This is a genomic window from Bradyrhizobium sp. Leo114 (assembly GCF_055229415.2).
The window spans coordinates 60,601-86,180 of sequence record NZ_JBUYEN020000013.1 but is presented as its reverse complement, the minus strand read 5'-3'; the positions used below and the strand labels follow the sequence as shown (position 1 = coordinate 86,180).

Here is a 25,580-nt window from a genome sequence, read left to right as displayed (position 1 = left end):
GGAGGTTTCGTCCTGGTGTCTCGCGCACCGATGCAGTTCGGGCTGATCCATGATTCAGACCGCCTGATCCAGTGCAGCCTCGTCGCCAGACCATTGCCAGCGTCCGCCGCCGGCGCGCTTGGCGGCGTAGAGCGCGCGGTCGACCTGTTCGAGCAACGTGCCGGCCGTAGCACTGGAGGCAAGCTCGGTCACCAGAATGCCGGCGCTGGCGCCGATCCGTGCCGGCTCGTGCGAGACAAAGAAGGGCAGCGACAGCGCCTCGACCACGCGCTTGGCGAGCGCCGACGCGGCATCGTTCCCGGCCGGCCCCTCTTCCACCGAACGCAGCAGCATGAATTCATCGCCGCCAAAGCGGGCAACGGTGCCCTGCGGTCCGATGCATTGGGTCAATCGTTCGGCGACCTGGCGGAGCAGCGCGTCTCCGGCGTGATGGCCGAGGCGGTCATTCACCGATTTGAAACCATCAAGATCGATGGCGATGATGGCGATGCGCCCCGCCGCCTGCTCCAGCGCCGAGAGAAACGCGACACGATTCGGTAATCCGGTGAGGAAATCATGATGGGCCTGGCGCGCCAGCGCCTGCTGGGCCTCCAGCCGCTCGATGAAGGCCTTGCTGAGATGGCGAGAGGCCTCGCGCAGTGTGATCCAGAACAGGAACAGCATGCAGGAGCCGAGCTTGTAGGCGAGCTCCGGCCGCAGCAGACCCGCCACGATGGTCGGCGCAAACAGCACGGCCGATGCCGACAGCACGATCCAAGGACGCACTGCCGCGCGCGACACCATGCCGACGCAGAAGGACATCGACAGTCCGAAGCTGATCCACGCCCCGGCCGCATCGCCGAGCCGGAGCGCGCGGTATGACAGTAAGCCGAGCCCCACCGAGAACGCCACCGCGCCGATGCCGTAGATGTGCTCCCAGCGCAGCACGTCCTGGTCGGAAAAATTCGTCGATCGCAGCTTATAGAGATGCAGGCTGTACAGCCGGGCGCCAGCGGTGATCAGAATGAGACAGGAAATCAAGGCATAGCCGATATCGCCGCTGACCAGGGCAAGCGCGATCGCACCGGTGCCCGATGTCACGGTGATCGCCATGACTTGCGGCATCGACGTGTACAGCAATTTGATCAGTTCGCGGCGAATGCCTGGCTGCACGGCGCTGGACAAGGCTGTCAGTCTCATGGACCGGCACCATGCCGTGGAGTTGCTAAGAAACGGTGAGGCGGATTGGTCCGGGTCGTTGCGGTCCCGCGATAGGCTTAAGGGAGCATCAAGGCGGACGCAGCCGCAGCAGGAGTTGCGTTCTGGAACAAGCACACCGCCGTCATTCCGGGATGCGCCGCAAGGCGCAGGCCCGGAATCCATCGGGCCGCATGCACTGGCGGAGAAATGGATTCCGGGTTCGATGCTTCGCATCGCCCCGGAATGACGATGGTGAACTTTTGCGCACGTGCGCAGGCCGCGGTTCGCGCGTCACCACATCGTCTGGCGGGCGCGCTCTGGCCATTCGCGGTCGTAGGTTTCGCCGCCGACCTTGTCCTCGCTCATGCCGGCGAGGATCTGGCCCGGAGTCGGCAACGTCCTGGGATCGACGCGCTTGTCGGGATTCCAGAGGTCGGCGCGGACGATCGCGCGGGCGCACTGGAAGTAGATCTCGTCGACGGTCATGACGATGACGGAGCGCGGCGCCTTGCCTTCCATCTTGAAGGAGGCAAGCAAATCGGGATCGATGGAGAGATGGGCACTGCCGTTGACGCGCAGCGTGGTGCCGGAGCCGGGGATCAGGAACAAGAGCGCGACGCGCGGGTCGCGGACGATGTTGCGGAGCGAATCGACGCGGTTGTTGCCGCGGCGGTCTGGCATCATCAGCGTCTTCTCGTCATGGATGCGGACGAAGCCCGGCAGGTCGCCGCGCGGCGAGCAATCGATGCCTTCGGGACCGACGGTGGCGAGCGCCGCGAACGGCGACGTCTCGATCAGGATGCGATAGGGCGGCGTGACGCGATCGGCGAGCTTGACGGTGGAAGCATCGTTGGGGAAGCCGTAGATCGCCTCCAATTGCTCGATCGTCGCGATATTTGTCATCGGCTTCCCTTGTTTACTCGTCCCAGCGGCTGCCCTTGATGATCCGCGCGAGCTGGCCCGCGTGATAGTCGGCGGTGCCGACATTGACGATGGTGAAGTCGGGAGCGGCCGTCGTCTCATCGACGGTGCGGCCGAGCCGATGCTCGATCCGTCCGTCGCTCACGCGTCCGCGCATTGCGAGCCGTTCGGCCAGCACGTTCGTTGGCGCGGTGATCTGGACCACGACGACATTGGCGTAGGCGCGGCGGGCTACCGATATCACCGTGCGCGAGACGTTGGCGATCACGGTGCGGCCGGCGCGCAGATCCTCGTCGACCGCGCGCGGCAGCGCATAGCTGTGGCCATGTGCCTCCCAATGCATGGCATAGTCGCCGCGCGCGACTGCCTCGGCAAACGCGTCCGCGCTGACCTCCTCATTGTCCTCGGAGGCCGAGGAGGCGCGCGTGATCACGCGGCGCGCGAAGACGGCATTGCCGTCTTCGGCACAGGCCGCCTTGGCGAGCCCGAGCAGCGTATCCTTGCCGGCGCCGCTCGGGCCGACCACCAGCACCAGGCGGCCGGGGCCGATGGCTATGGGTGTGTCGATTGCGATTGCCTGTGCGTCCGTCATGCGACCCGCTCCCCTTCCCGCCAGACACTGCGCACCACCGGGAGGTCGCGCGCGATGTGCACGCGGATCAGGTCGGCGCGCTTGCCGACCGCGATCTCGCCGCGGTCCGTGAGCCCCACCGCCTCGGCCGCCGTCTTCGTGACCGTGCGCACCGCGGAGGCGAGATCGATCGCCGGGATATGCCGCGGCAATTGCAGCGCCGCCATCAACAGGCTCGAAGGAATGTAGTCGGACGACAGGATATCGAGCAACCCCTCGCGGGCGAGATCGACGGCGGCGATATTGCCGGAATGCGAGCCGCCGCGCACCACGTTGGGCGCGCCCATCAGGATGTCGATGCCGGCCGCGTGCAGGCCGCGGGCGGCTTCCATCGTGGTCGGGAATTCCGCGACCGAGACGCGGTCGCGCACGGCGTCGACGACGTTCTCCTCGGTGGTGTCGTCGTGGCTCGCGAGCGGGATGTTGTATTCATGCGCGAGCGCGACGATGGCACGCATGTTGGTGGCGGCATAGGCCTTTTGGTTGGCGAAACGCCGGGCGAAGAGCTCGTCGAGCTGGGCGTCGGTCATGCCGCCGCCCTTGCCGCGATAGTAGTCGCGCAGCTTCACTTCGTCGCGGAACTGGCGCTGGCCGGGGGTGTGGTCCATCAGCGACATCAGGCGGACGTCGGGCCGGTCGATCAGCTCTTTCGCCTCGGCCACCACATCGGGCATCGGGATTTCGCAGCGCAGGTGCAGGAAGTGATCGGCACGGAGCAGATTGCCCTCGCGGGCCGCCGAGATCGCCGCCGCCAGAATGCCGGCACGGCCATCGACGTCCTCTGCACCGTCCTCGCGCCAGACCCGGAGCGAGTCGAGGACAGTGGTGATGCCCGAGGTCGCAAGCTGCGCGTCATAGGAGATGACGGAGGCAACCGGATCCCAGAACACTTTCGGGCGCGGCACGTAATGGGCTTCGAGGTGATCGGTGTGCAGCTCGATCATGCCCGGCATGATGAGATCGCCGCCGGCATCCTCGCTGCCATCGGGGGCGCTCCCCTCACCGAATTCGGCAATGCGGCCATCGGCGAGCGCGACCCAACCGCGCTCGATGACGCGATCGGCCAGCACAAGGCGCGCATTGCCGATGATGGTCTCTCTTGCGGTCATCTCACCCCTCTCATGCCGCCGCAGCGAATGACGTGACATCCACGATTCGGTCTGCAATCAGATGACGGATTTCATCGTCATGCACGATCGCGACCATTGCGACGCCGCGGCGTTTCTTCTCGCCAATCAGTTCTACCACCACGGCGCGGTTGGCCGCATCGAGCGAGGCCGTCGGCTCGTCCAGCAGCAGGATCGGCAGATCGGACACGAAGCCGCGGGCGATGTTGACGCGTTGCTGCTCGCCGCCGGAGAACGTCGAGGGCGGCAGCCGCCACAGCCGCTCGGGGATGTTGAGACGGCGGAGCAGCGCGGCGGCCTTGTTGCGCGCCTCGGCACGCGGCGTGCCGCCCGCGACCAGCGGCTCGGCGACGACATCGATGGTCGCGACCCGCGGCACCGCGCGCAGGAACTGGCTGACATAACCGACGGTGGCGCGGCGCACGCTCAGGACCTGCCGCGGCTCGGCGCTGGCGAGATCGATCACCTTGCCCTGGTGGCGGATGTCGATCCGCCCGGCATCGCAGCGATAGTTGCCGAAGATCATCTTCAGGATCGACGACTTGCCGGCCCCTGACGGCCCGGACAGCACGACGCATTCGCCCGGTTCGACATGGAACGAGACGTTGCTCACGACAGGCAGTTCGACCCCGCCCTGCAGATGCATGGTGAAGGTCTTTGCCGCGTTGGAGATTTCGATCGTCGCAGTCATCGGTGCCCTCATGGCGGCAGGATCGAGGAAACGAGCAGCTGGGTATAGGGCTCGCGCGGGTCGTCGAGCACCTGGTCGGTCAGACCGGTCTCGACGACGCGGCCGCCCTTCATCACCATCACCCGGTGTGACAAGAGGCGCGCCACCGCGAGGTCGTGGGTGACGACGATGGCGGCGAGGTTGAGCTCGCTGACGAGATTGCGCATGAGGTCGAGCAGGCGGGCCTGCACGGAGACGTCGAGCCCACCGGTCGGCTCGTCCATGAACACCAGCCGCGGCGCAGTGACGAGGTTGCGCGCGATCTGCAGGCGCTGCCGCATACCGCCCGAATAGGTCTTCGGCGCATCGTCGATGCGGCCGACGTCGATCTCGACGCGCTCGAGCCATGTCGTTGCGGTGTCGCGGATGCGGCCATAGTGATTCCAGCCGATCGCCATCAGCCGCTCGCCGACATTGGCGCCGGCGGAGACCGCCATGCGCAGGCCCTGTGCGGGATCCTGGTGCACATAGCCCCAATCGGTGCGGAACAGGAAGCGCCGCTCGGCTTCGCCGAGCGAAGCAAGATCACGCAGCACGCCATCGCGCATGCGATAGGACACGCTGCCCGCGCTCGGCGCAAGCTGCGCCGACAATAGTTGCAGCAAGGTCGACTTGCCCGAGCCGGACTCGCCGACGATCGCCAGCACCTCGCCGGGATGGAGCGAGAACGACACGTCGCGGCAGGCGGCCAGCCGGCCGTAATTCTTCGACAGGCCGTCCGCAATCAAGAGCGGCTGATCGTCGTCGGGCGTGGTCACCGGCTCAGACATGCGCCCTCTCCTTGTGCGGCGCTGCGCTCTGGTGGCCGCGATGGCCTTCGGCCTGGCGCTGCTCGCAATAGTCGGTGTCGGAGCAGACGAACATCCGCCCGCCCTTGTCGTCGGTTACGATCTCGTCGAGATAGGAATTCTCCGCGCCGCAGAGCGCGCACGGCGCGTCGAAGCGGTAGGGCTTGAACGGATGGTCCTCGAAATCGAGCGAGACCACGGTCGTGTAGGGCGGGATCGCATAGATGCGCTTCTCGCGGCCGGCGCCGAACAATTGCAGCGCCGCGCAATTGTCCATCTTCGGATTGTCGAATTTCGGCGTCGGCGACGGGTCCATCACATAGCGCGCGTTCACCTTCACCGGATAGGCATAGGCCGTGGCGATATGGCCGAAGCGCGCGATGTCCTCGTACAGCTTGACATGCATCAAGCCGTATTCGGCGAGTGCATGCATGCGCCGCGTCTCGGTCTCGCGGGGCTCGAGAAAGCGCAGCGGCTCTGGGATCGGCACCTGATAGACCAGCACCTGCCCCTCATGCAGCGACGCCTCTGGGATGCGGTGGCGAGTCTGGATTACGGTAGCTTCCGTGGTCGACGTCGTGGTCGCGACGCCCGCGGTCTTGCCGAAGAATTTGCGGATCGAGATCGCATTCGTCGTATCGTCCGAGCCCTGGTCGATCACCTTCAAGACGTCATCGGGGCCGAGGATCGCGGCGGTGACCTGCACGCCGCCGGTGCCCCAGCCATAGGGCATCGGCATCTCGCGGCTCGCGAACGGCACCTGGTAGCCGGGGATCGCGATCGCCTTCAGGATCGCGCGGCGGATCATCCGCTTGGTCTGCTCGTCGAGATAGGCGAAATTATAGGACGGCGCGTTCATTCGGCGGCCTCCTGCAGCGGCTCCGATGCGTTGGCCTCAGTGAATTCTGTGCGCAGCCTGCGCAGCAGGCCGAGCTCGGACTGGAAGTCGACATAATGCGGCAGCTTGAGATGCTCGACGAAGCCGGTCGCCTGCACATTGTCGGAATGCGACATCACGAATTCCTCGTCCTGCGCCGGCGCCCTCACCTCCTCGCCGAGCTCGCGCGCGCGCAGTGCACGATCGACCAGCGCCATCGACATGGTCTTGCGCTCGCTCTGGCCGAAGGCGAGCCCGTAGCCGCGGGTGAAGCACGGCGCTTCCGTCGCCGAGCCCTTGAACTGATTGACCATCTGGCACTCGGTGAGTTCGATTCTCCCGAGCGGAACGGCAAAACCCGCATCCTCGGCGAAGAATTCGACATCAACCTCGCCGAAGCGGATCTCGCCGGCGAAGGGGTGGTTGCGGCCGTAGCCGCGCTGGGTGGAGTAGCCGAGCGCGAGCAGGAAACCTTCGTCGGCGCGCGCGAGATTCTGCAGCCGCAGATCGCGGTCGGCGGGGAAGCTGAGCGGCTCGCGTGTGAGATCGCCGATCGGCGCGTCCGCTTCTGCTTGCGGCGACGCTTCGATCAGACCATCGTGAGCGAGGATGTCGGTGACGCGCGGCGTCTCGGCGGACGATGTTTCGCCGGTCGCAGGCGCCTCCGGCACAAAACCCTCGGCAAGCTGCGGGTCGAGCAGGCGATGGGTATAGTCGAAGGTGGGGCCGAGGATCTGGCCGCCGGGAATGTCCTTGAAGGTCGCGGAGATGCGGCGGCGGATCTGCATGTTGCCGGTATCGACCGGCTCGGTGGCGCCGAAGCGCGGCAGCGTGGCGCGGAAGGCGCGAACCAGGAAGATCGCCTCGATCAGGTCGCCGCGCGCCTGCTTGATCGCGAGCGCGGCCAGCTCGCGGTCATAGAGCGAGCCTTCCGCCATGACGCGATCGACGCCGAGCGCAAGCTGTTCGGAGATCTGCGCAAGCGTAAGCTCCGGCACCTCCCGGTCGCCGCGCCGTTCATGCGCGAGCAGGCGATGGGCGTTCTCGATGGCGCGTTCGCCGCCCTTGACCGCAACGTACATCGTCAGTCCTTCCCATGAGCGAGCCGCGTGGTGCGCGGGATCGCAACAATCTCATCACCCGCGACCAGCACGACGTCGATGCCGCGCGGGAACAGCGTGGCGTTGACGGCGAGTTGATCGAACAGATCGTGCGGCTCAATGGTCGCTGTCAGCACGGTGGAGCCGTCGATGCCCGGGCCGCGCAGTTCGTAGGCCGCGCCGTGCGACAGGCTGCCAATCTGCAGGATCAGCGTGGTCGAACGATCGGGATATTCGCCGCTGCCGAGCGCGAAACGATCGAGCGCGGGGAGATTCTCGGGATCGCCGATCAGCGCAAAGCTTGCAATCGCGGGATCGCCGGTGATGGGCGCCCCGGTGTGGAACTTGAGCCATTTGGCGACTTCGGGGGTCGACATCGCGCCGTCGAGCCAGATCGGCGTATCGTGATCGAACAGCGTCAGCGCGATCGCGGCCGCGCCGTGCATCACGCCATCAGGCGCGCCGGCCGACGCCGCGATTCGCTCGACCTTCCCCGGACGCGCCATCGCGTTCATTACGGAACGGAATGTCGCCTGCGCCGACAAGACCTTGTCGGCGAAGCCCGGCGGCAGTTCGGCAATCGCCGTCATGTCTTCAGCCCTCACCGCGCACCATCGTATAGAAATCAACCCGCGTCGCCGCCGTCTCCGCGGCCACCCGGTCTCGCTTGGCGATCATGGCCGTGCGCAGCGGCGCGATCACCTCCTGCTCAACCGCATCGGCAAAATCGTCCGATTGCGCCATGGCGTCGCACAACGCGATCAGCCGCGCCTTCTCATGGTCGCGTCCGAGCGTGTAGCCGAAACCGACCTGGCCGGTCGAAAGCAGCACCGCCGCGCGCGAGACGGTCGCCTCGCCAATATTGAAGGGCGCGCCATCACCGCCGACCCGGCCGCGCACCATGACGAGGCCGTTTTCCGGCTCGCGCAGGGTCTTGTGAGCGGGCAGCGCCATCTCGCTGAGCCGGGCCGAAATGTCGGCAGCGTCCGACTGCGCGAGCACCGCCATTCCCGCCCGGCGCTGCGCCCGCCTGCTGTCTTGCTCGGTCTTCGTCATCTCGCGGAACCTTGCCTGACTGAAGTTGTCTATGATACTAGACAACTTGATAAGCAAACGCCATGACTGTTTCATGACAGAGGCATGATTTTCGACAGGACTGGGTTTCCGATATGAGTGTGCAGGACACCGCCTCATCGGGCGTCGCGCTGTGGCGCCTGGTCGCCGACGGCATCGAGCGCGGCATCGCCGAGGGCCGCTTTGCCGCCGGCGAGAAGCTGCCGGGCGAGATGGAGATCGCGGAGACCTACCGCGTGAACCGGCACACGGTGCGGCGCGCCCTGGCGGCGCTCGCCGAGCGCGGACTGGTGCGTGCCGAACGCGGCAGCGGCACTTATGTCGAGGTGCAGAAAATCGCCTATCCGCTGCGCTCGCGCACGCGGTTCTCGGAGATCGTCGGCGCCGGCGGCCGCGAGCCACGCGGGCAATTGATCGATGCCTCGGAAGACGTGGCGAGCCGGGAATTGGCGCGGGAACTCGGACTGAAGGTCGGCGCGCCACTGGTCCGGATCGAGTCGCTGCGGTTCGCCGACCGCGCGCCGATCTGCGTCTCCACCTCCTGGCTTTCGGCCGAGCGCTTTCCGGGCGCGGGAGAGGTGTTCGCCAGCGTCCGCTCGATGACGAAACTGCTCGAACATTTCGGCATCCGCGACTATCGCCGCACCTCGACGCGGATCACCGCCGGCATCGTCGACGCTACCGACGCCGCGCGGCTCGACCTGGCGCTCGGCCGCCCGATCCTGGTGGTCGACTCGACCGACGTCGATCTGGACGACAAGCCGCTGGTGACAAAGCGCTCGCGTTTTGCGGCGGAGCGCGTGGAGTTCTTGGTGGAGAACGGGTAATCCAGTTCTTCCCTCTCCCCGCTCTTCGCGGGGGCGAGACGAGCAAAGCTCACTCTGCGAGGGTTAGGGTGAGGGGCTGCTTCTGCAAATTCGATAGGCGAGAGTGCGCGGAGGGGCCCCTCACCCGGCGCTTCGCGCCGACCTCTTCCCGCAAGAGCGGGGCGAGGTGACTCCTACGCCAGCGTGCGCTGGCCGATGATGGCGAAGCGGAGTTTTGTCGAAATCCAGTCGATCACGGCGACCGCGATCAGGATCATCAGTATCAGGAACGATACCTTCTGCCATTCCAGCACGCGGATCTGCTCGGCGAGCTGCAGCCCGATGCCGCCGGCACCGACGATGCCGATGATCGTGGCCGAACGCGTGTTCGATTCGATGAAATAGAGCACCTGACCCGCGATCACGGGCAGGACCTGCGGGATCAGGCCGAAGCGGATCTCGTGCAGGACGCCGCCGCCGGAAGCTCTGATGCCCTCGACCTGCTTCTTGTCGGCGCCTTCAATGGCCTCGGAGAACAATTTGCCGAAGGCGCCGAAATCCGACACCGCGATGGCGAGCACGCCGGCGAACGGGCCGAGACCGACGACATTGATCCACACCAAGGCCCAGATCAGCGTGTCGACGCCGCGGATCGTATCCAGGAAACGTCGCACCGGGAAACGGAAGATGGCGGAGGGCACGATGTTGCGCGCGGCGAGCAGGCTGACCGGCAGCGCCATGAACGCGGCCAGCGTCGTGCCGAGCAGCGCGATCGACAGCGTCTCGCCGAGCGCGGAGAGATAGGTCGGCAGCGACGAGCCGGGATCGGGCGGGATCATCATCAGCGTGATCCAGCCGAGCTCACGCAGCCCGCTCACCAGCTTGGTCGGCGAGAAGTCCAGATCGAACAGGCCGAAGGCGAAGACCGCTGATGCCGCCAGCAGCATCAAGGGCGTGGCGAGGCGCGCCGAGGCCGGGCGGTCGAAAACGTCAGGGTATTTCGTCCGCAGCGCCTGCGAATCCGGCTTTGGCAACTGGCTCATGCCCGCCCCTCCTTGCCGAACAGTTTTGCGCGCAGCCAGCCGGTGGTGATGTCGATCACGAACACGGTCAGGACGATGGTGACCAGGATGGCGCTGACGTCGGAATAATAGAATTTGCGAATCGCGACCACGAGCTCCTGCCCGATGCCGCCGGCGCCGACAAAGCCCATCACGGACGCTTCGCGCACATTGATCTCGAAGCGCAGCAGCGCGTAGCTGGCATAGCCCGCCGAGACCTGCGGCAGCACGGCGAACCGCATGCAGGACAGCCAGCTCGCGCCGGTCGAGCGGATGCCCTCCACCGGCTTCATGTCGGCATTCTCGACGATCTCGGAGAACAATTTGCCGAGCGCGCCGGTGGAGTGCACGGCGATCGCCAGCACGCCCGCCATCGGCCCGAGCCCGAACGCGATCACGAACACCAGCGCGAACACGATGGCGGGCACGGTGCGCGCAAATTCGAGCAGGCGGCGGACAACAAAGCGCAGCCAGGGCCCGGGCGAGGTGTTCTGTGCGGCGAAAAAGTTCAGCGCAAAGGCAAAGACGGCGCCGGTCAGCGTGCCGACATAGCTGATCAAGATGGTCTCGGCGAGCAGCTTCAGCCAATTCTTCCAGCCCCAGAACCATTCGCCGAAATCGGTCCAGACCCGCTGGCCGTTATCGAGCGTGAGGATGCGGTCGAAATAGGAGACGAAGTTGCCGAAATAGGTGAAGAGCGTGCGCAGGTTCACCTCGGCGCCGATGCCGGCAACGGTCAGCGCCGCGATGAACACCGCCGCCGCCAAGGCCATCTTCAACCGCTTGCGCGCGACTGCCTTGCGATAGGCATCGTTCAGCGCGGCGAGCTGCTGGGCGGGAAGGATGGATACGGCGGTGGCCATCTGCTCTGCTTGGGATCTGCTGCTTGTCCTCAACGGAACAGGCCGGGTCGCGATCGATCCGGCCTGCGTATTCGCGTCGATCGATCAGGAGGCCTTCTTCTTGCGCAGGGCGTCGACGAACTTGATCAGCTCGATCGTGCCGTCCCAATCCTTGGTGGTCGCGGGATGGAAGCCCTTCTTCTGGCCGTCGGAGAGCTTGTCGAACGCCGCCTTGTCCTTCGTCGGCACGTCGAAGAAGGCCTTGGCGATCGCGGCCTTGAGATCGTCGGGAAGGTCGGAGTTGTAGGCATAGGGTCCGTTGATGATCTCGGCCGACTTATGGACGATGCGGAAATCATCCTTCTTCATCGGCGAGCCGTCGGCGTTCTTCAGCATGCCCTTGTGCAGCATCTGGGCGAGCGTGGAGTCATCGTCGCTGGTCCACTGGTTGGCAGCAACATCAACCGTGCCCTGCGCCAGCGCGAGCATCGCGTTCTCGTGGCTGCCGGTGAAGACAACCTTGCTGAAATAGGCTTCGGCGTCCGGAATGCCCTTCTTGTTGAGCTCGAAGCGCGGCACGTTGTTGCCGGAGGTCGAGTTCGGATCGACGAGGCCGAGGTTCTTGCCCTTCACGTCCTCGATGGTCTTGTAGGGGCTGCTCGCCTTGACGAAGAACATCGAGTAGTAGCCGGTGGAGCCGTCGGCGTTGATGTCGTTGGCGAAGGCGTCGGTCTTGACGCCGGTCAGCCGCGCGCGGGCGAAGGAGGCCGAACCGTAGCTGGCGATCTGGATGTTGCCGGAGCGCTGGCCTTCGATCACCGCAGCATAGTCGTTGGCGATGCGCAGCGTGACCTTCACGCCGAGTTCCTTGGAGAGATAGTTGACGAACGGCGTCCAGCGCTCGGTGACACCGGACGCGTTTTCAGCCGGCACGACCGCGAAGGTCAGCTCCGGATATTTGGCCTTCCAGTCCTGCGCCGACGCGGACGCGGTGAGCGCGAGCGCGGCAGCGCCGGCGAGAACGATGCGACGAGTGATCATGGTTTACCCCTGCTGTTATGGTAGCGCCTGGATCACGATCCGAGACGCAACGGGATCGTGATCTCATCTCTTGTTTGAACACGACCGGTTTCCACTTTTCCGGACCATGCTGTAAAGGCCGACTGCACCTGCAGCGGCTTTCCCTGCATAAGGTTACGGCGTTCAGGCCGCGGCTGCGGTGCCGAGCGCCGGAGCTGTTGCGGCACCGGGCGCGGGCATTGGCGCCCCGCCGATGACATCATTGGCCTCGAGATCGTAGAGCTCGCGGGCGATGTGATCGGTCAGCGTCGACGGCTGGCCATCGAACACCACGCGGCCCGCCGCCATGCCGATCAGGCGGTCGCAATAGCTGCGCGCCAGATCGAGCGAATGCAGGTTGCAGAGCACCGTGATGCCGAAATGCTTGTTGATGCGCAGCAGCGCATCCATCACGATCTTGGTATTGCGCGGATCGAGCGAGGCGATCGGCTCGTCGGCGAGGATGATATCGGGCTCCTGCACCAGCGCGCGAGCGATGGCCACGCGCTGCTGCTGGCCGCCGGAGAGCTGGTCGGCGCGCTGGGCGGCGAACTGCGCGATGTCGAACTGCTCGAGCGCCGACATCGCCAGCGCCCTGTCCTGCTCGGGCCAAAGCTGGGTCAACGAGCGCCAGGCCGGCATTTCGGCAAGGCGGCCCATCAGCACATTGGTCAGCACATCGAGCCGGCCGACCAGATTGAACTGCTGAAAGATCATCGCCGAACGCGCGCGCCACTGCCGCAGCGCCTTGCCGCGCAGCGCGGTGACATCGACACCTTCGAACAGGATGCGGCCTTCGGTCGGATCGGCGAGACGGTTGACCATCCGCAACAAGGTCGACTTGCCGGCGCCCGAGCGACCGATCACGCCGACGAAACTACCGGGCTGGACCGAGAACGAAGCATTGTCGACCGCGGCTTTTGTGCCGAAACGGCACGTCAAACCTTCAACCACCAGCATGCAGTGCTCCGAACCCGTCACGTCGCGTAACGGCTAACGCCGCTGAATTACAGTTGTGTGACAAACGCGCTGCAGTGCGGCGATCCTCCACACCGCCGGCGATGTCACGCATCTGTCACGCTACTGTTATGAAGCGCATCGAAGACGTGCGCTCCCCCACAACAATTCGACGAGGCGAAGAAGAAGATGGCCGGCAAGATGCTTTCCGTTGTACCAACGGTCGATCCCACCGCCGCGGTGCGCGATAGCCAGCTTGGGGCCTATACCGAGGTCGGAGCGCGCAGCATCCTGCTCGACGTCACGATGGGTGACTATTCATATGTCGTGAACGACGCGCAGCTCACTTACACCACGATCGGCAAATTCTGCTCGATCGCGGCAATGACCCGGATCAATCCGGGCAATCATCCGATGCATCGTCCGCCGCAGGCGCATTTCACCTATCGCGCCAGCGCATACTTCCCAGGCGAACATGACGAGGCCGAATTCTTCGCATGGCGCCGAGAGCACCGCGTGCATATCGGCCATGACGTCTGGATTGGACATGGCGCGATCATCCTGCCCGGACGCTCGATTGGAACCGGCGCGGTGGTCGCGGCTGGCGCGATCGTGACCAAGGATGTTCCCGCCTACGCCATCGTCGCCGGCAATCCGGCGCGGCCGCTCCGCAAGCGGTTTTCCGATGGCATCATCAGCCGCCTTGCGGCACTCGCCTGGTGGGATTGGGATCACGAAATGTTGCGCCAGGCGCTGCCAGATTTTCGCAAGCTGGTTGTCGAAGACTTCCTCGCCAAGTATGAAGCGCTGAACGCGCCAACAACCCGCCGGAGTGCCATCACGTGACTGACATTGTTATCGAAGGTGGCAAGGCGCTCGTTGAAGGCGAACTCGTCGAAACACGGCTGCGGACCGCGGGCCGCGACATCGCAGCCCTCGGCGAAGAGGGAGACGGCCGCAGCGCGCTCGGCATTGATGCACGGGATCTCCTGGTGCTGCCCGGCATCGTTGACCTGCATGGCGACGCCTTCGAGCGGCAGATGATGCCGCGCGCTGGAGTCGATTTCCCGATCGACGTGGCGCTCGCCGACAGTGACCGGCAGGCGATCTCAAACGGAATCACGACGGTGTTCCACGCCCCCACATGGTCGTGGGAGCCGGGCCTGCGCAGCGCCGAGAATGCGCGGAGACTGCTGGAGGCAATCGAGCAGATGCGCCCGCAGCTTGCCGCCGACACGCGCTTCCATCTGCGCCACGAGACCTACAATCTCGACGCCGAACCGGAGATCATTGACTGGCTCGCGGAGGGCCGCGTCGACTTGTTCGCGTTCAACGACCACATGGACGGGACGATCGGGGACCTGGCAAGGCCGCGCAAGCGCAACCGGATGGTGGAGCGCACCGGCCTTTCGCCTGAAGACTTCGACAAGCTGGTCACGCACGTGGTGTCGCGCGCGAACGATGTGCCTGCCTCGATCGCACGTCTCGCCAGTGCGGCGCGCTCGGCCGATGTCCGCATGCTCTCGCATGACGACAACAGCCCCGAGATGCGCAAGTGTTTTCGCGACCAGGGCGTCGGCATCGCCGAATTCCCTGTCAACGAAGAGACCGCGCGCGAGGCGGCGGCGGCCGGCGATCACATAGTGTATGGCGCGCCGAATGTCGTGCGCGGCGGCAGTCATACCGGCTGGACCAAGGCGTCCGACATGATCGCGAAGGGCCTCTGCTCGGTGCTGGCCTCGGACTATTACTATCCGGCACAATTGCTCGCAGCCTTCCGGCTTGCCGCTGACGGCATTCTGCCGCTGGAAAAGGCGTGGGACCTGATCTCGGGAGCACCGGCACGTGCTGCCGGACTCGACGACCGTGGCGTGCTCGCCGAAGGTCGCCGCGCCGACATGATCATCGTCGATGACAAGGTGCCGCTGCGGCCGCGCATTGTCGCGGTGATATCGGCGGGACGTCTCGTGCATCTGGCCGACGCCAGCCGGCTCACCTATTCCACAGCGCCGCGCATGGCGGTTGCTGCCGCCTGACGCTCCCAGGTCTTACGACGATGGCCAACTATCCGCGTTACGCTCTCTACTACGCGCCGGCACCAGGCAGTGCGCTTGATCGCTTCGGCGCCAAGATGCTCGGCTACGATGTCTATGGTGGCAGCGACCTGTCCTTTCCCGATGGCGTGCCGCCGGACTGGCGCGAGATCACGCAGGACCCGCGCAAATACGGCTTTCACGCCACGCTGAAGGCGCCGATGGCGCTGGCGGAGGGCAAGAGCGAAGCCGATCTGCTTGGGGCATGCGAGGCTTTCGCCGATACGCCGCGGCCAATTCCCGTTATCGAACCCATCATCGATTCGATTAGCGGCTTCATCGCGATGATCCCGGGAAAGCCGTCGACGGAGTTGCAGCAGCTTGCGGCCGACGTGACGCGCGACTTCGATTCATTCCGCGCGCCGCTGACGCCGACCGATCGCGCACGGCGAAATCCCGAGCGCTTGACGCCGCGACAGGTCGAGTATCTCGACCGCTGGGGCTATCCTTACGTGATGGAAGAATTCCGCTTCCACATGACGCTGACCGGGCGATTGGAAGCCGAGCGGCGTGAGATCGCGGTGCCGATGCTGCGGGAACGCTTTGCCTCTGTGCGGCTCGCAACGCTCGCGATCGACCGGCTCGCATTGTTCCGCCAGGATGATGCAGCATCGCGCTTCCGCATCATCGCGCATTGGCCGCTGCGAGCACTCTAACTCGTCGTCGCCCGTATTGTGCGTCCGCTTGCTCGGACCGGCCTCTCCCCTTGTGGGAGAGGCCGGAGCGCATGCAGCGAAGCGGAATGCGATCCGGGTGAGGGGTGCCGGTCTCTCGAGGGGACTTGCGCTGTCGGATGGACCTGAACCCCTCACCCGGAATTCAAGCTACGCTTGAATTCCGACCTCTCCCACAAGGGGAGAGGTGGAGTTTGCCGCCCGGACCTCGCACCACAACCCACATCAGTGGTTATGGGTCCCGGCGTTCGCCGGGACGACGTGGAGAGAGCGTCCACGCGAAGGGTGGGCACGCTGCGCTTTGCCCACCCTACCGTTCTTCGCTTACTCGTCCGTTTCTTCCGGCCTTGTGCGGGCGATGATTTCGGCGGCGCCCTTGTCGAGCAGGTCCAATCCGACGGCGCGGCCGAGTTCGCGGGGGCGGTCGGCGGGGCCGGTGCGCGAGGCCTCGATGAAGCGGTCGCCGGTTTCATCCAGCACCGAGGCGCGCAGAATCATCTCGCTGCCGGCAAGCGTGGCATGGCCGGCGATCGGCGAATTGCAGTGACCGTTCAGGATCCACAGCACCTCGCGCTCGGCTTCGGCCACAAGGCGCGATTGCGCGTCTTCGATCTTGGCAAGACGGGCGCGCGTCGCGAAATCGTTTGCCGCGCATTCGACGGCGACGATGCCCTGCCCGACCGCGGGCAGCATCTCGTCGACCGGGAAGTCATAGGCGATGCGCGATGCACGCCCGATGCGCTCGAGCCCAGAGCGCGCCATCACCAGCGCATCGGCCGGGCCGACCTCGCCGCCATCAGGCAGGCGCTGCTTGTCGCCACGATCGAGCTTGGCAATCCGGGTGTCGGCGGCGCCGCGGAAATGGATCACGCTTGCTTCAGGAAACAGCCTGCGCAAATAGGCCGCGCGGCGCACCGCGTTGGTGCCGATCTTGAAACCCTTGCCGCGGCTGGCGCGAAAGCTTTCCAGCGAAAGGCCGGGACGCAGCACCAGGCTGTCGGTGGCGGCGTCGCGCGGCAGGGTCGCGCCGATCACGAGGCCCGGCGTCTCCTCATTGCCTGGCACATCCTTCAGCGAATGCATCGCGGCCTGCAACTCGCCCGCACGCATCGCCTCGCGGATCTCGGCGACGAAGGCGCCGCCCTTGCCGCCATGACGCAGCAACTTGCTGGTCTGGTCCTGATCGCCGCGGGTCTCGAACCTGACGATCTCGACGGTCAGGTCGGAAGCGGACGCACGTAACAGGCGCGCAACCTCCTCGGTCTGCGCCATCGCCATGGCCGTCTTGCGCGTGCCGATGCGTAACGTCTGTCCCGCCACAATGTCTCCGTTCAAGCCGTCGATAAAGCCGAGGGATTAGAGCAAAAGCCCAATCAAAACAACGGTTTTCGCGCTAGATTCCAGGAGGAATGGGCAGGGTGGAGGGAGGCGCGTCAATCCAGGTCGCTCACGATCTGAACGCCAGCCGCCGCCATTGCCGCATGCGCGGCCGCAAGCGAGCCGGAAAGATCGATTGCCCGGCAGCCGGATTCCACGACCACGGTCTCGAAGCCGAGGCGGCGTGCATCCAGCGCGGAATAATGGACGCAATAGTCGGTGGCAAGTCCGGCCATGAAGATCCGCTTCAGTCCGCGCTCGCGCAAATAGCCGGCGAGGCCGGTCGGCGTGGTGCGGTCGTTCTCGTGGAACGCGGAATAGGAATCGATCGCGGAGCGAAAGCCTTTTCGAATCACAAGCTCCGCTCTGTCGGTCGAAAGCTGCGGATGGAACGCGGCGCCCGTCGTCCCCTGCACGCAATGGTCCGGCCATAGCGTCTGCGGACCATAGGGCATGGTGATGGTTTCGAACGGCGCGGAGCTCTGGTGCGAGGTCGCAAAGGAGCTGTGGCCGCGCGGATGCCAATCCTGCGTCAGCACCACGTGATCGAACCGCTCGGAGAGCCGGTTGACGACGGGGACCACCGCATCGCCATCGGCAACGGCCAGCGCGCCGCCGGGGCAGAAATCATTCTGCACGTCGATGATGAGAAGCAGGTCGTCGGGGTGAATTCGCATGGGCGGCTCGGCTGTATCTGTTCGGACAGCTTAGCCCAAAACACGCAACCCCGCAGCAGACAAGCTCATGTCCCGATGCGCAGCGAGGCACGCTGCTTGCGCAGGCAGGCGATCACGGATAGCGCGGTGATGCGGCCGGTCCGCGGGTTTTCCGAGGGGATGTTCTCGATCGTCATCGAGAACCGCGCCGAATCGGAATCCACCTCGATGCGGTGGGTGTTGCGTGTCACCGTCGGGTCGGCCCAGATTTCCACCCGGGTGCGGTCGGGGCCGATGCCGGCGAGCGAGAGCGCCACCGCGACGTTCAGGTTGGCCGGAAAGCCCTTTGCCGCCTCGCGCGCGGTTCCTTCGAATATCTGCAGCGGCTCGGCGAGCCCTTCAACGCTGATGTCGTTCTCGACCAGATAGGGCGCGCCGGCGAGCCCCAGCGGCGGCTTCCGCGTCACCAGCCGGACCGAATGGATGGTGCCCTCCGCAGCGGCAGTCACGGCGTCGAGCCCGATCAAGGCGCCGGTCGGCACCACGATCTGGCCGCTGTTCTTCCGCGCCAGCGCGATCAGGTCCTCGTTCTGGAGCAGCGCGCCGACGCTGAGCACGACCGCAGTCTTGCCGCGCTCGACCACTGGCGCCACGATCGACCGCACCAGCTTGCTCGGCGCGCATTCGATCACGATATCGGCGGCGCTGGCGAGTTCCTCGATCGGCAGGATTTTCGGCGGCGCCTTCAATTCGCCTAGCCAAGCCTGATGCTTGGCGACGTTCTGCGCCGAGACCGCGCTGAGCACCAATCCGTCGATGCCCCGATCCAGTTCCCTCACCACGCTCGCGCCGATCGCACCGAGGCCTGCAACGGCCACGCGCGCTGCGGGTCGCGTGCTGTTCGAATCCACCATTCGACTGCTCCAAGGACAGATGTCTGTCCTGTCCCGCACAAGCTGGCAGGTGTCAATCGCCGATTCGAAAGATCAGGCGAGCTCGGGATAGGTGGCCTTGTCGAAGAAGCTTGCGCCGGCAACATATTTGCGGCCCGGCGACATATCAGGCTTTTCCTCGCCCTCCCCGCCGCACTCGAAGGTCAGTTCGAGCTGCACGCCGCTGGGGTCATAGACGAACAACTGCCAGAGCGTGGTGCCGGGCACGATGAATTCGCGCCAGTCGAGCCCTGCCGCCTTGAAGCGCGAGACGAATGAGCGATAGCCGGAGCAGGACAGCGAGACATGGTCGATCGCCGCCGTTCCCGCCGGCGCCTTGCCTTCGGGACCGAGCGCGGGACCGCCGGCATAGATGTGCATGATCGCGAGCCCGCCGGGCTGCGGGCAGCCGAGCCAGGCGCCGGGATAGCCGAAGTCAGGCCGCGGGAATTCGCGAAGCCCGATGATCTCGGTGTAGAACTTGCGCGTTGCCGCCAAATTCTCGGTCTTGATGGCGATGTGATAGAGGCCGTGCACCGTTGCGATCGGCAACGTCGGTTCGGTTGCGGTCATGATGTAGATCTCCTCAAATCCTTGGCCGATCATTCCACGGCGTGATGACGTTTCTTCACCTCGCCCCGCTTGCGGGGAGAGGGAGAAGTCCGACGTCGCAATAGAGCGACTTCAACTTGTTCAGGAACGGTGCTTCGTTCTTGTGCAGGGTTCCAGCGACGGGATCGGCGCCTGCCAGCATCGTGTCGGTGGCGGCAAGCGAGAACTCCATCACGAAACGCATGCGGTCCTTGCGCAGGACCTCGAACTCGGTGAGCCAGCGTGCGACATCGCAGCTTCCGGCCCTGTAGCGCTGCGTGATCAGCGCGGCGGCATTGGCGGCGTCCTCCAGCGCCTGGGTCGCGCCCTGCCCCAATGTCGGCACCATGCCGTGGGCGGAATCGCCGAGATAGAGCACGTTGCAATCGGCGGCGCGGTAGAGCACCTCATGCTCCTGCATCCGCGCCCAATGGGTGTCGGCGACATTGTTGCAGACGGTGTCGATCAGCCAGCGCGCCTGGTTGCTCGGCGGCGCGGCGCGCGGCGTGTAGGCGGCGCGCAGAATCTCCGGCGTCTTCTGGCTCTCGGAAATCTGCGCCTCTGTGGCGATCGGGAAAGTGCCGGCGACATAGATGTGGTCCGGCGGCACGCGGAACGACAACAGACGGTTGGGTCCGTTGAACCATTGTTCGTAATCGTCGATCAGGCCGTGCGACGTATCCGGCACCAGCACGCGGAAGATGGCCACTCCCGTCGGCGTGATACGCGGCTCGCCGGAGATCACGCGGCGTACCTCCGAGTAGCGGCCATCGCCGGCAATCAGGAGATCGATGTTGTCGAGCCGATGCGTTTTGCCGTCCTGCGTCCAACTGACAAAAGTCTTGCGCGGATCGACGCTGTCATGGCCGACCTCGACGATCTCGCAGCCATAGGAAACCGTGTCCCCTGCGGCCTCGCGCAGCACGCGATAAAGCTCCGACCAGCGGATGCGCCAGCCCGGTCCGTCCGCCACCTCCCGCAGCGGCAGGTCGAACAGCACAGTGCCGTCGGTGAGCGAAATCCGCCAATTTTTCCAGAGAAAGCCCGCCGCGGTGACGCGCTCAGCCAGCTCCGGATCGGTCAGCTTCATCGCCTTGACGGCGTTCGGCCCGACATTGAGCCCGGTGCCGGCCTCGGAATGATCGTCGCGCGCGACCCGCTCGAGGCATGTCACCTCCACGCCGTCCAACAACGCGAGCCTGCGCGCCATCACGCATCCCGCGACGCCTGCGCCGATGATGACAATGCGCATCAGGCCAAACCTTCCTCTTGCGAAGCAATGACGGCAATCAGGCCGCCGCCATCAGGGCCCTGATGCTCGGCGCCGCCGGAGACGAAGATCCGGCCATCGCCGATCACGCCGGCAACGAGGCCGGCGACCGCGCCGCGGATGTGGCGCTGGGCGTTGATATCGGTGTCGTCGAGCATGGTGTGCCTGTTGCCGCGAATCCTTCCGCCCCGGTCGGGCTCGCATTTGACGAGCACAGTCGCGATCCGTGCCGCGTCCGCGGCGGAGACTTGCGGATTGGCGGCAATGCCGAGATCGGCGAGCACGTCGACGATAGCGCCGATGTCGAGCGCGTCCGCCATCGGACGGTGCGATATCTGCAGCGGACCCCTCCAGAGCGGGCTGTTGCCGAGCACCACGACCTCATTGCTTTCGACCTCGACGCCGGAGGAAATGCTGGCGCGCGGCGACTGGATCGAGAAGTCGCTGAGCAGCGACGCGTCGGTGAAGGCGGATGGCGCCAGTTCGTCGAGCGCGACGGCGACGCCGAATGCGCCGGCGGCACGGGCAAAAGCCATCGACCTGTTGGGATCGCTGGTGAGCGGGGTCTTGCCGGCTGCGATCGCGGCCGCGGCGCGGGCGACCGTGACGCAGGGGCACTTCACCTGCACGAAGTGGACATCCTGCAATCGCTCGATCCCGGCATTGTCAATCGCGGCGCGCACGGCATCGGCGACGCTGTCGACATGGGCGCGGCGGCCGACATCATCTGCCGGGACCGGATCGCTGAACGCGGTGCCGATCGCGAGCGACGGTCCGGCCTCTGGCGCCGGTTCGGCCTCGCTGATGCAGAAGACGCTATAATGCGGGCTCATCACGCCTTCGGTGCCGCCCGAGAGCACGCAGGGGATTTCACGGATCAACTGCTCGGCGGGCCTGTTCAGATATTTCGACAGCAGCAACATCAGGGTCTGGGTGAAGTAGCCGCGGGTGAAATCGTTGACGCCGCCATTGCCCTCGGTCTTGCCGATGATCGCAACGACGTCGGCCGCGCGGACGGCGCCGCCTGCGATCAAGCGATCCAGCTCGGACAGGTCGCCGGGATGCGCCATCGAGAGCCGGAAAACCCGCGCCGTCCTCATGGCTCGCTCGCCTTGATCAGCTCAAAAATCCGGCTCGGGCTCAAGGGAATCTCCAACAGCTCGACGTTCTTCTCCTTGAGCTGCAGCGCATCCTCGATCGCCTGCGCAAACAGCGGGCCGACGGGAATCGCGCCGGCTTCGCCGGCACCTTTGATGCCCATAGGATTAAGCGGCGACGGCGTTACGGTGTGGCCGAGTTCCATGCGCGGCACGTCGAGCGCGGTCGGCAACAGATAGTCGGCGAGCGAGGCGTTGAGTAACTGGCCCTGGTCGTCGAACACCAGCTTTTCGTAGAAGGCGTTGCCGATGCCCTGCGCGACGCCGCCATGGATCTGCCCTTCCAGGATCAGAGGGTTGATCACCGTGCCGCAGTCATGGACCACAACGTATTTCAGGATCTTGAGGTCGAACGTCTCCGAATCCACCTCGACGATCATGGCATGCACGCCATTGGCGGTCGCGCCGCTCGGCGGCCCGAAATATTGCGTCGATTCCAATCCCGGCTCGGTGCCGGGCTTCACCGCGCCACGCATCGGGTTGGCGCGCCGCGCAAGTTCGCCGAGGCTCAAGAATTTTTCGGGAATGCCGACGATCGAGATCTTGCCATCGGCAAGCACCAGATCCTCCTCGGCGCATTCGAAGGCGTCGCTGGCGAGCTTCAGCGCCTTCTGCCGCACCGCGCGCGAGGCTTCGTTGACGGCATTGCCGGCCACAACGGCGCCGCGGCTGGCAAAGGTGCCGGCGCCCCAATAGAACTGGTCGGTGTCGCCGGTGACGATTTCGACATCGGTGACGTCGACGCCGAGCTGGTCGGCGGCGATCTGGGCAAAACTGGTGAAATGCCCCTGCCCCTGCGTGCCGATGCCGGTCGCGACGCTGACCTTGCCATTGGCCTGCACCTGCACTTTCGCGCCCTCATAGGGCCCGATGCCGGTGCCCTCGACGTAGCAGGCGACGCCGATACCGACGTGACGGCCTTGCGCGCGCAGCTTCTCTTGCTCCTGCTTGAACTCGGCATAGCCGATCGCCTGCAGCGTCTGGTCGAGCACCGGCTCGTAGTTGCCGCTGTCATATTCGAGCTGGGAAAAGTCCTGGTAGATGATCCCGTTCTTGTAAGGGAACGCGTCGGCCGGAATGAGATTGCGCCGTCGGATCTCGGCGGGATCGATGTTCAGCTCGTGCGCGGCAAGATCGAGCAGCCGCTCCATCACGAACACGCCATGCTGCCGTCCTGCGCCGCGATAGGGCGTCACGATCGGCAGATTGGTGAAGACGGCGGTGAAGGTCGAATCGTAGGACGGCACTACGTACGGCCCGAGCAAGGTGCACTGGCTGTTGATCGGCACCGTCAACCCGTAGGGATCATAAGCGCCGCCGTCGTGCAGGAAGACGTCCTGAACGCCGAGGATGCGGCCGTCGCGCGCGACCGCGATCTCGGCATCATGGATCTGGCCGCGCTCATGCGTGGTGGCAAAGAAATGCTCGAGCCGATCCTCGATCCATTTCACCGGGCGGTTGAGCCGCATCGAGATCCAGGGCAGCGCGACCTCTTCCGGATAGAACATCATGATCTTCGGCCCGAAGCCGCCGCCGACGAAGGGCGCGATCACCCGCACCTGCCGCTCGCCGAGGCCGAGCACGGCGGCGAGGCCGTTGCGGACGAACACCGGCGCCTGGGTCGTGTCCCAGATCGTCATATGCTGGCTGCGCGCTTCCCAATGCGCGACGACGCCGCGCGTTTCGATGGTCGAGGCAATACCGTGCTCGTAGGCGAAGCGGCGCTTGATCACCAGATGTGCTTTCGCAGCCGCGGCGCGATAGTCGCCCTTGCTCTGATGCACATGCGCGGAGACGTTCGAGCCGAGGTCGTCATGCACCAGGGCTGAACCGGGGCGTAGCGCGGCCTCAAGGTCGATCACCGCCGGCAGCGGCTCGAGATCGACGTCGATATCGTCGAGCGCATCCTCGGCGATGTAGCGGCTTTCGGCGACGACGACGGCCAAGGGCTCGCCGACATGCCGAACCTTGTCCTTGGCCAGCGGCACTTGGGTGCGCTGATTGAAAATGCTTCCCGGGATCGGTGGCGGCGGCACCAAGAGCGGACCGGGCTGCCAATAGGCGCCGTAATCATCGGCGGTGTAGACCGCCACGACGCCCGGGCGCTGCAGCGCGCGGGAAACATCGATGCACCTGATGCGCGCGTGCGCGGCAGGGCTGCGCAGGAATGCCGCGTGCAGCATGCCCGGCAGCTCGACGTCGTCGATGAACAGCGCCTGTCCGGTGAGGAGCTTGCGATCCTCATTGCGCTTGACGGGGGCGCCGAAGAACCGTGTGGTCATGGTGCGGCCGCCCGCATCGCCTGCGCCGCGGCCATCATGGCGTCAACGATGTGCTGATAGCCGGTGCAGCGGCAGAGATTGCCGGACAGCGCCTCGCGCACCTCTTCTTCCGACGGCGACGGGTTCTGCTTCAGGAACGCCGTCATCGTCATCAGGATGCCCGGCGTGCAATAACCGCATTGCAGGCCGTGATGCTCATGCATCGCCCTCTGCACCGGACTCAGCTCGCCGCTATCGGAGGCGAGACCTTCGATCGTGGAGAGTTCATGCCCATTGGCCTGCACTGCAAGCATCAGGCAGGAGCGGATCGGCGCGCCATCGAGCAGGACCGTGCAGGCGCCGCAGACGCCATGCTCGCAGCCGACATGGGTGCCCGCCAGCAACAGATCGTGGCGGAGGAAATCGCTCAGCAGCGTCCGCGACTCGACGCTGCGCCGATAAGACGTCCCGTTGACGGAGACACTGATCTCGTGGCGGTCAGGCTGCATGGGCCGCCCGCCGATAGGCCGTGCGGATCGCGCGCTGCGCCAGCACGCCGGCGAGATGCCGCTGATAATCGGCGCTGGCGTGGACATTGCCTGCGGGCTCGATCGTTGCCTGTATGGCGGCAGCGGCCGCCTTGATCGGCTCATCGGCGCAAGCCTGACCGACCAGAGGCGCGGCAGCCTCGCTGGCATCGACCGGCGTGTCGCCGACGCCGCACAGCGCGAGCCGGGCGTTGCCGCAGCGGCCTTCCATATCCAGTGTCACGATGACGGCCACGCCGGCGATGGCAAAATCGCCTCGGCGCCGCGCCACTTCCATGAAGCACACGCCGCTGCGCGGCGGCAATGCCGGAAACTCGACATCGACCAGCATCTCGTCGGCGGCAAGGTCCGTGGTGAGCGATCCTTGAAAGAACTCCGAGGCTGCAAGCACCCGCTCGCCGCGGGCCGACTTCAGTCGCATCCGCGCCTCCATCGCCACCGCAATCGCGGGAAGCTCGGACGCCGGATCGGCATGGGAGAGGTTGCCGCCGATGGTGCCGCGGTTGCGGATCTGCGGATGCGCGATGTGCGGCAGCGCGTCGGCGAACAACGGACAGCAGCCGAGGAACTCGCTATCCCGTTCGAGCGCGCAATAGCGCGTCAGCGCGCCGACACGAATAGTTGAGCCGTGATCGATGCCGGCCACCTCATCCAGACCGTTGATATCGATCACGACCGCCGGTCGCGCCAAACGGAAGTTCATCGCCGGGACCAGGCTCTGGCCGCCGGCCAGGAATCTTGCCTCATCGCCATGTTCGGCCTTGAGCGAGAGCGCGTGATCCAGCGATGAAGCAGCGATGTATTTGAAGGGAGCAGGCTTCATAAAGGCTCGTTCGACGAACGCATCCGCATCGGCTCGAAACAGGAGA

Annotated in this window: 27 protein-coding genes; 4 read left to right on the top strand and 23 right to left on the bottom strand. The window is 65.4% G+C overall.

All coding sequences use genetic code 11. The features are described 5' to 3' along the window. Positions 1–54: 54 nt before the first annotated feature. The 10 genes from ACZIRK_RS17825 to phnG form a co-directional block, all read right to left on the bottom strand. A complete protein-coding gene (locus tag ACZIRK_RS17825) occupies positions 55–1,179 on the bottom strand; it encodes a GGDEF domain-containing protein (RefSeq protein ID WP_130226171.1) in 1,125 nt (374 codons plus the stop codon). Positions 1,180–1,470: 291 nt separating this feature from the next. Further along, complete coding sequence (locus ACZIRK_RS17820) at positions 1,471–2,082, bottom strand: pyridoxamine 5'-phosphate oxidase family protein (protein ID WP_130226172.1); 612 nt, start codon at positions 2,080–2,082, stop codon at positions 1,471–1,473. A gap of 13 nt (positions 2,083–2,095) precedes the next feature. Then, entirely contained in the window at positions 2,096–2,692 is a 597-nt protein-coding gene (gene phnN / locus ACZIRK_RS17815) for a phosphonate metabolism protein/1,5-bisphosphokinase (PRPP-forming) PhnN (RefSeq protein WP_130226173.1), read from the bottom strand. Continuing rightward, positions 2,689–3,840 (bottom strand): alpha-D-ribose 1-methylphosphonate 5-triphosphate diphosphatase, encoded by a 1,152-nt coding sequence (locus tag ACZIRK_RS17810; RefSeq protein ID WP_130226174.1) that lies wholly within the window; start codon positions 3,838–3,840, stop codon positions 2,689–2,691. The genes phnN and ACZIRK_RS17810 overlap by 4 nt, the downstream gene beginning before the upstream one ends. Positions 3,841–3,850: 10 nt before the next feature. Next, positions 3,851–4,549, bottom strand: coding sequence for a phosphonate C-P lyase system protein PhnL (gene phnL / locus ACZIRK_RS17805; protein WP_463327831.1), 699 nt, complete (start codon positions 4,547–4,549; stop codon positions 3,851–3,853). Positions 4,550–4,557: 8 nt separating this feature from the next. Beyond that, entirely contained in the window at positions 4,558–5,358 is an 801-nt protein-coding gene (phnK, locus tag ACZIRK_RS17800) for a phosphonate C-P lyase system protein PhnK (protein WP_130226176.1), read from the bottom strand. After that, the gene (locus ACZIRK_RS17795) at positions 5,351–6,235 is read right to left on the bottom strand and encodes an alpha-D-ribose 1-methylphosphonate 5-phosphate C-P-lyase PhnJ (protein ID WP_028165309.1); all 885 of its coding nucleotides are present in this window, start codon (positions 6,233–6,235) and stop codon (positions 5,351–5,353) included. The genes phnK and ACZIRK_RS17795 overlap by 8 nt, the downstream gene beginning before the upstream one ends. Next, the gene (locus ACZIRK_RS17790; protein WP_130226177.1) at positions 6,232–7,335 is read right to left on the bottom strand and encodes a carbon-phosphorus lyase complex subunit; all 1,104 of its coding nucleotides are present in this window, start codon (positions 7,333–7,335) and stop codon (positions 6,232–6,234) included. The genes ACZIRK_RS17795 and ACZIRK_RS17790 overlap by 4 nt, the downstream gene beginning before the upstream one ends. Before the next feature lie 2 nt (positions 7,336–7,337). Continuing rightward, positions 7,338–7,943 (bottom strand): phosphonate C-P lyase system protein PhnH, encoded by a 606-nt coding sequence (phnH, locus tag ACZIRK_RS17785; protein WP_130226178.1) that lies wholly within the window; start codon positions 7,941–7,943, stop codon positions 7,338–7,340. Positions 7,944–7,947: 4 nt separating this feature from the next. Next, a complete protein-coding gene (phnG, locus tag ACZIRK_RS17780) occupies positions 7,948–8,409 on the bottom strand; it encodes a phosphonate C-P lyase system protein PhnG (protein ID WP_028165306.1) in 462 nt (153 codons plus the stop codon). 113 nt (positions 8,410–8,522) lie between these two features. Between phnG and phnF the strand changes: the two genes are divergently transcribed. Then, on the top strand, positions 8,523–9,254 hold the full coding sequence (gene phnF / locus ACZIRK_RS17775; protein ID WP_130226179.1) for a phosphonate metabolism transcriptional regulator PhnF: 732 nt from the start codon (positions 8,523–8,525) through the stop codon (positions 9,252–9,254). A gap of 173 nt (positions 9,255–9,427) precedes the next feature. Here phnF and phnE (ACZIRK_RS17770) read toward each other — a convergent pair whose 3' ends face one another. From phnE (ACZIRK_RS17770) to phnC, 4 genes are all read right to left on the bottom strand, one after another. Then, the gene (gene phnE, locus ACZIRK_RS17770; RefSeq protein ID WP_130226180.1) at positions 9,428–10,276 is read right to left on the bottom strand and encodes a phosphonate ABC transporter, permease protein PhnE; all 849 of its coding nucleotides are present in this window, start codon (positions 10,274–10,276) and stop codon (positions 9,428–9,430) included. Then, positions 10,273–11,157, bottom strand: a complete 885-nt coding sequence (phnE, locus tag ACZIRK_RS17765; RefSeq protein WP_130226181.1) for a phosphonate ABC transporter, permease protein PhnE — start codon at positions 11,155–11,157, stop codon at positions 10,273–10,275. Before phnE (ACZIRK_RS17765) ends, phnE (ACZIRK_RS17770) begins: the two co-directional genes overlap by 4 nt. Before the next feature lie 84 nt (positions 11,158–11,241). Continuing rightward, entirely contained in the window at positions 11,242–12,177 is a 936-nt protein-coding gene (phnD, locus tag ACZIRK_RS17760) for a phosphonate ABC transporter substrate-binding protein (RefSeq protein ID WP_456642386.1), read from the bottom strand. A gap of 162 nt (positions 12,178–12,339) precedes the next feature. Continuing rightward, positions 12,340–13,155, bottom strand: a complete 816-nt coding sequence (gene phnC / locus ACZIRK_RS17755; protein ID WP_130226183.1) for a phosphonate ABC transporter ATP-binding protein — start codon at positions 13,153–13,155, stop codon at positions 12,340–12,342. Between the two features lie 186 nt (positions 13,156–13,341). Between phnC and ACZIRK_RS17750 the strand changes: the two genes are divergently transcribed. Genes ACZIRK_RS17750 through ACZIRK_RS17740 form a run of 3 tightly spaced genes read left to right on the top strand, consistent with a single transcriptional unit; the run spans position 13,342 to position 15,901 of the window. Further along, the gene (locus tag ACZIRK_RS17750) at positions 13,342–13,998 is read left to right on the top strand and encodes an LbetaH domain-containing protein (protein WP_463327830.1); all 657 of its coding nucleotides are present in this window, start codon (positions 13,342–13,344) and stop codon (positions 13,996–13,998) included. After that, positions 13,995–15,188 (top strand): alpha-D-ribose 1-methylphosphonate 5-triphosphate diphosphatase, encoded by a 1,194-nt coding sequence (locus tag ACZIRK_RS17745; protein ID WP_463327829.1) that lies wholly within the window; start codon positions 13,995–13,997, stop codon positions 15,186–15,188. Before ACZIRK_RS17750 ends, ACZIRK_RS17745 begins: the two co-directional genes overlap by 4 nt. Before the next feature lie 20 nt (positions 15,189–15,208). Continuing rightward, positions 15,209–15,901 carry a DUF1045 domain-containing protein gene (locus ACZIRK_RS17740; RefSeq protein WP_130226186.1) on the top strand — a complete coding sequence of 231 codons (693 nt, stop codon included), beginning with the start codon at positions 15,209–15,211 and terminating at the stop codon, positions 15,899–15,901. Positions 15,902–16,243: 342 nt separating this feature from the next. Here ACZIRK_RS17740 and hemC read toward each other — a convergent pair whose 3' ends face one another. From hemC to ACZIRK_RS17695, 9 genes are all read right to left on the bottom strand, one after another. Then, positions 16,244–17,239, bottom strand: coding sequence for a hydroxymethylbilane synthase (gene hemC / locus ACZIRK_RS17735; protein WP_130226187.1), 996 nt, complete (start codon positions 17,237–17,239; stop codon positions 16,244–16,246). Positions 17,240–17,352: 113 nt separating this feature from the next. After that, positions 17,353–17,973 (bottom strand): bifunctional nicotinamidase/pyrazinamidase, encoded by a 621-nt coding sequence (gene pncA / locus ACZIRK_RS17730; protein WP_130226188.1) that lies wholly within the window; start codon positions 17,971–17,973, stop codon positions 17,353–17,355. A gap of 65 nt (positions 17,974–18,038) precedes the next feature. After that, positions 18,039–18,866: an aspartate dehydrogenase gene (locus ACZIRK_RS17725; RefSeq protein WP_130226189.1), complete on the bottom strand. Its 828-nt coding sequence runs from the start codon at positions 18,864–18,866 to the stop codon at positions 18,039–18,041. 72 nt (positions 18,867–18,938) lie between these two features. Beyond that, positions 18,939–19,457 (bottom strand): VOC family protein, encoded by a 519-nt coding sequence (locus tag ACZIRK_RS17720; RefSeq protein ID WP_130226190.1) that lies wholly within the window; start codon positions 19,455–19,457, stop codon positions 18,939–18,941. A gap of 55 nt (positions 19,458–19,512) precedes the next feature. Next, positions 19,513–20,727 (bottom strand): FAD-dependent oxidoreductase, encoded by a 1,215-nt coding sequence (locus ACZIRK_RS17715; protein WP_130226191.1) that lies wholly within the window; start codon positions 20,725–20,727, stop codon positions 19,513–19,515. Beyond that, entirely contained in the window at positions 20,727–21,845 is a 1,119-nt protein-coding gene (atzD, locus tag ACZIRK_RS17710) for a cyanuric acid amidohydrolase (RefSeq protein WP_130226192.1), read from the bottom strand. Before atzD ends, ACZIRK_RS17715 begins: the two co-directional genes overlap by 1 nt. After that, positions 21,842–24,184 carry a molybdopterin cofactor-binding domain-containing protein gene (locus ACZIRK_RS17705; RefSeq protein WP_463327828.1) on the bottom strand — a complete coding sequence of 781 codons (2,343 nt, stop codon included), beginning with the start codon at positions 24,182–24,184 and terminating at the stop codon, positions 21,842–21,844. Before ACZIRK_RS17705 ends, atzD begins: the two co-directional genes overlap by 4 nt. Next, entirely contained in the window at positions 24,181–24,672 is a 492-nt protein-coding gene (locus tag ACZIRK_RS17700; protein ID WP_130226194.1) for a (2Fe-2S)-binding protein, read from the bottom strand. The genes ACZIRK_RS17705 and ACZIRK_RS17700 overlap by 4 nt, the downstream gene beginning before the upstream one ends. Then, the gene (locus ACZIRK_RS17695; RefSeq protein ID WP_130226195.1) at positions 24,662–25,534 is read right to left on the bottom strand and encodes an FAD binding domain-containing protein; all 873 of its coding nucleotides are present in this window, start codon (positions 25,532–25,534) and stop codon (positions 24,662–24,664) included. The genes ACZIRK_RS17700 and ACZIRK_RS17695 overlap by 11 nt, the downstream gene beginning before the upstream one ends. Between the last annotated feature and the right edge of the window lie 46 nt (positions 25,535–25,580).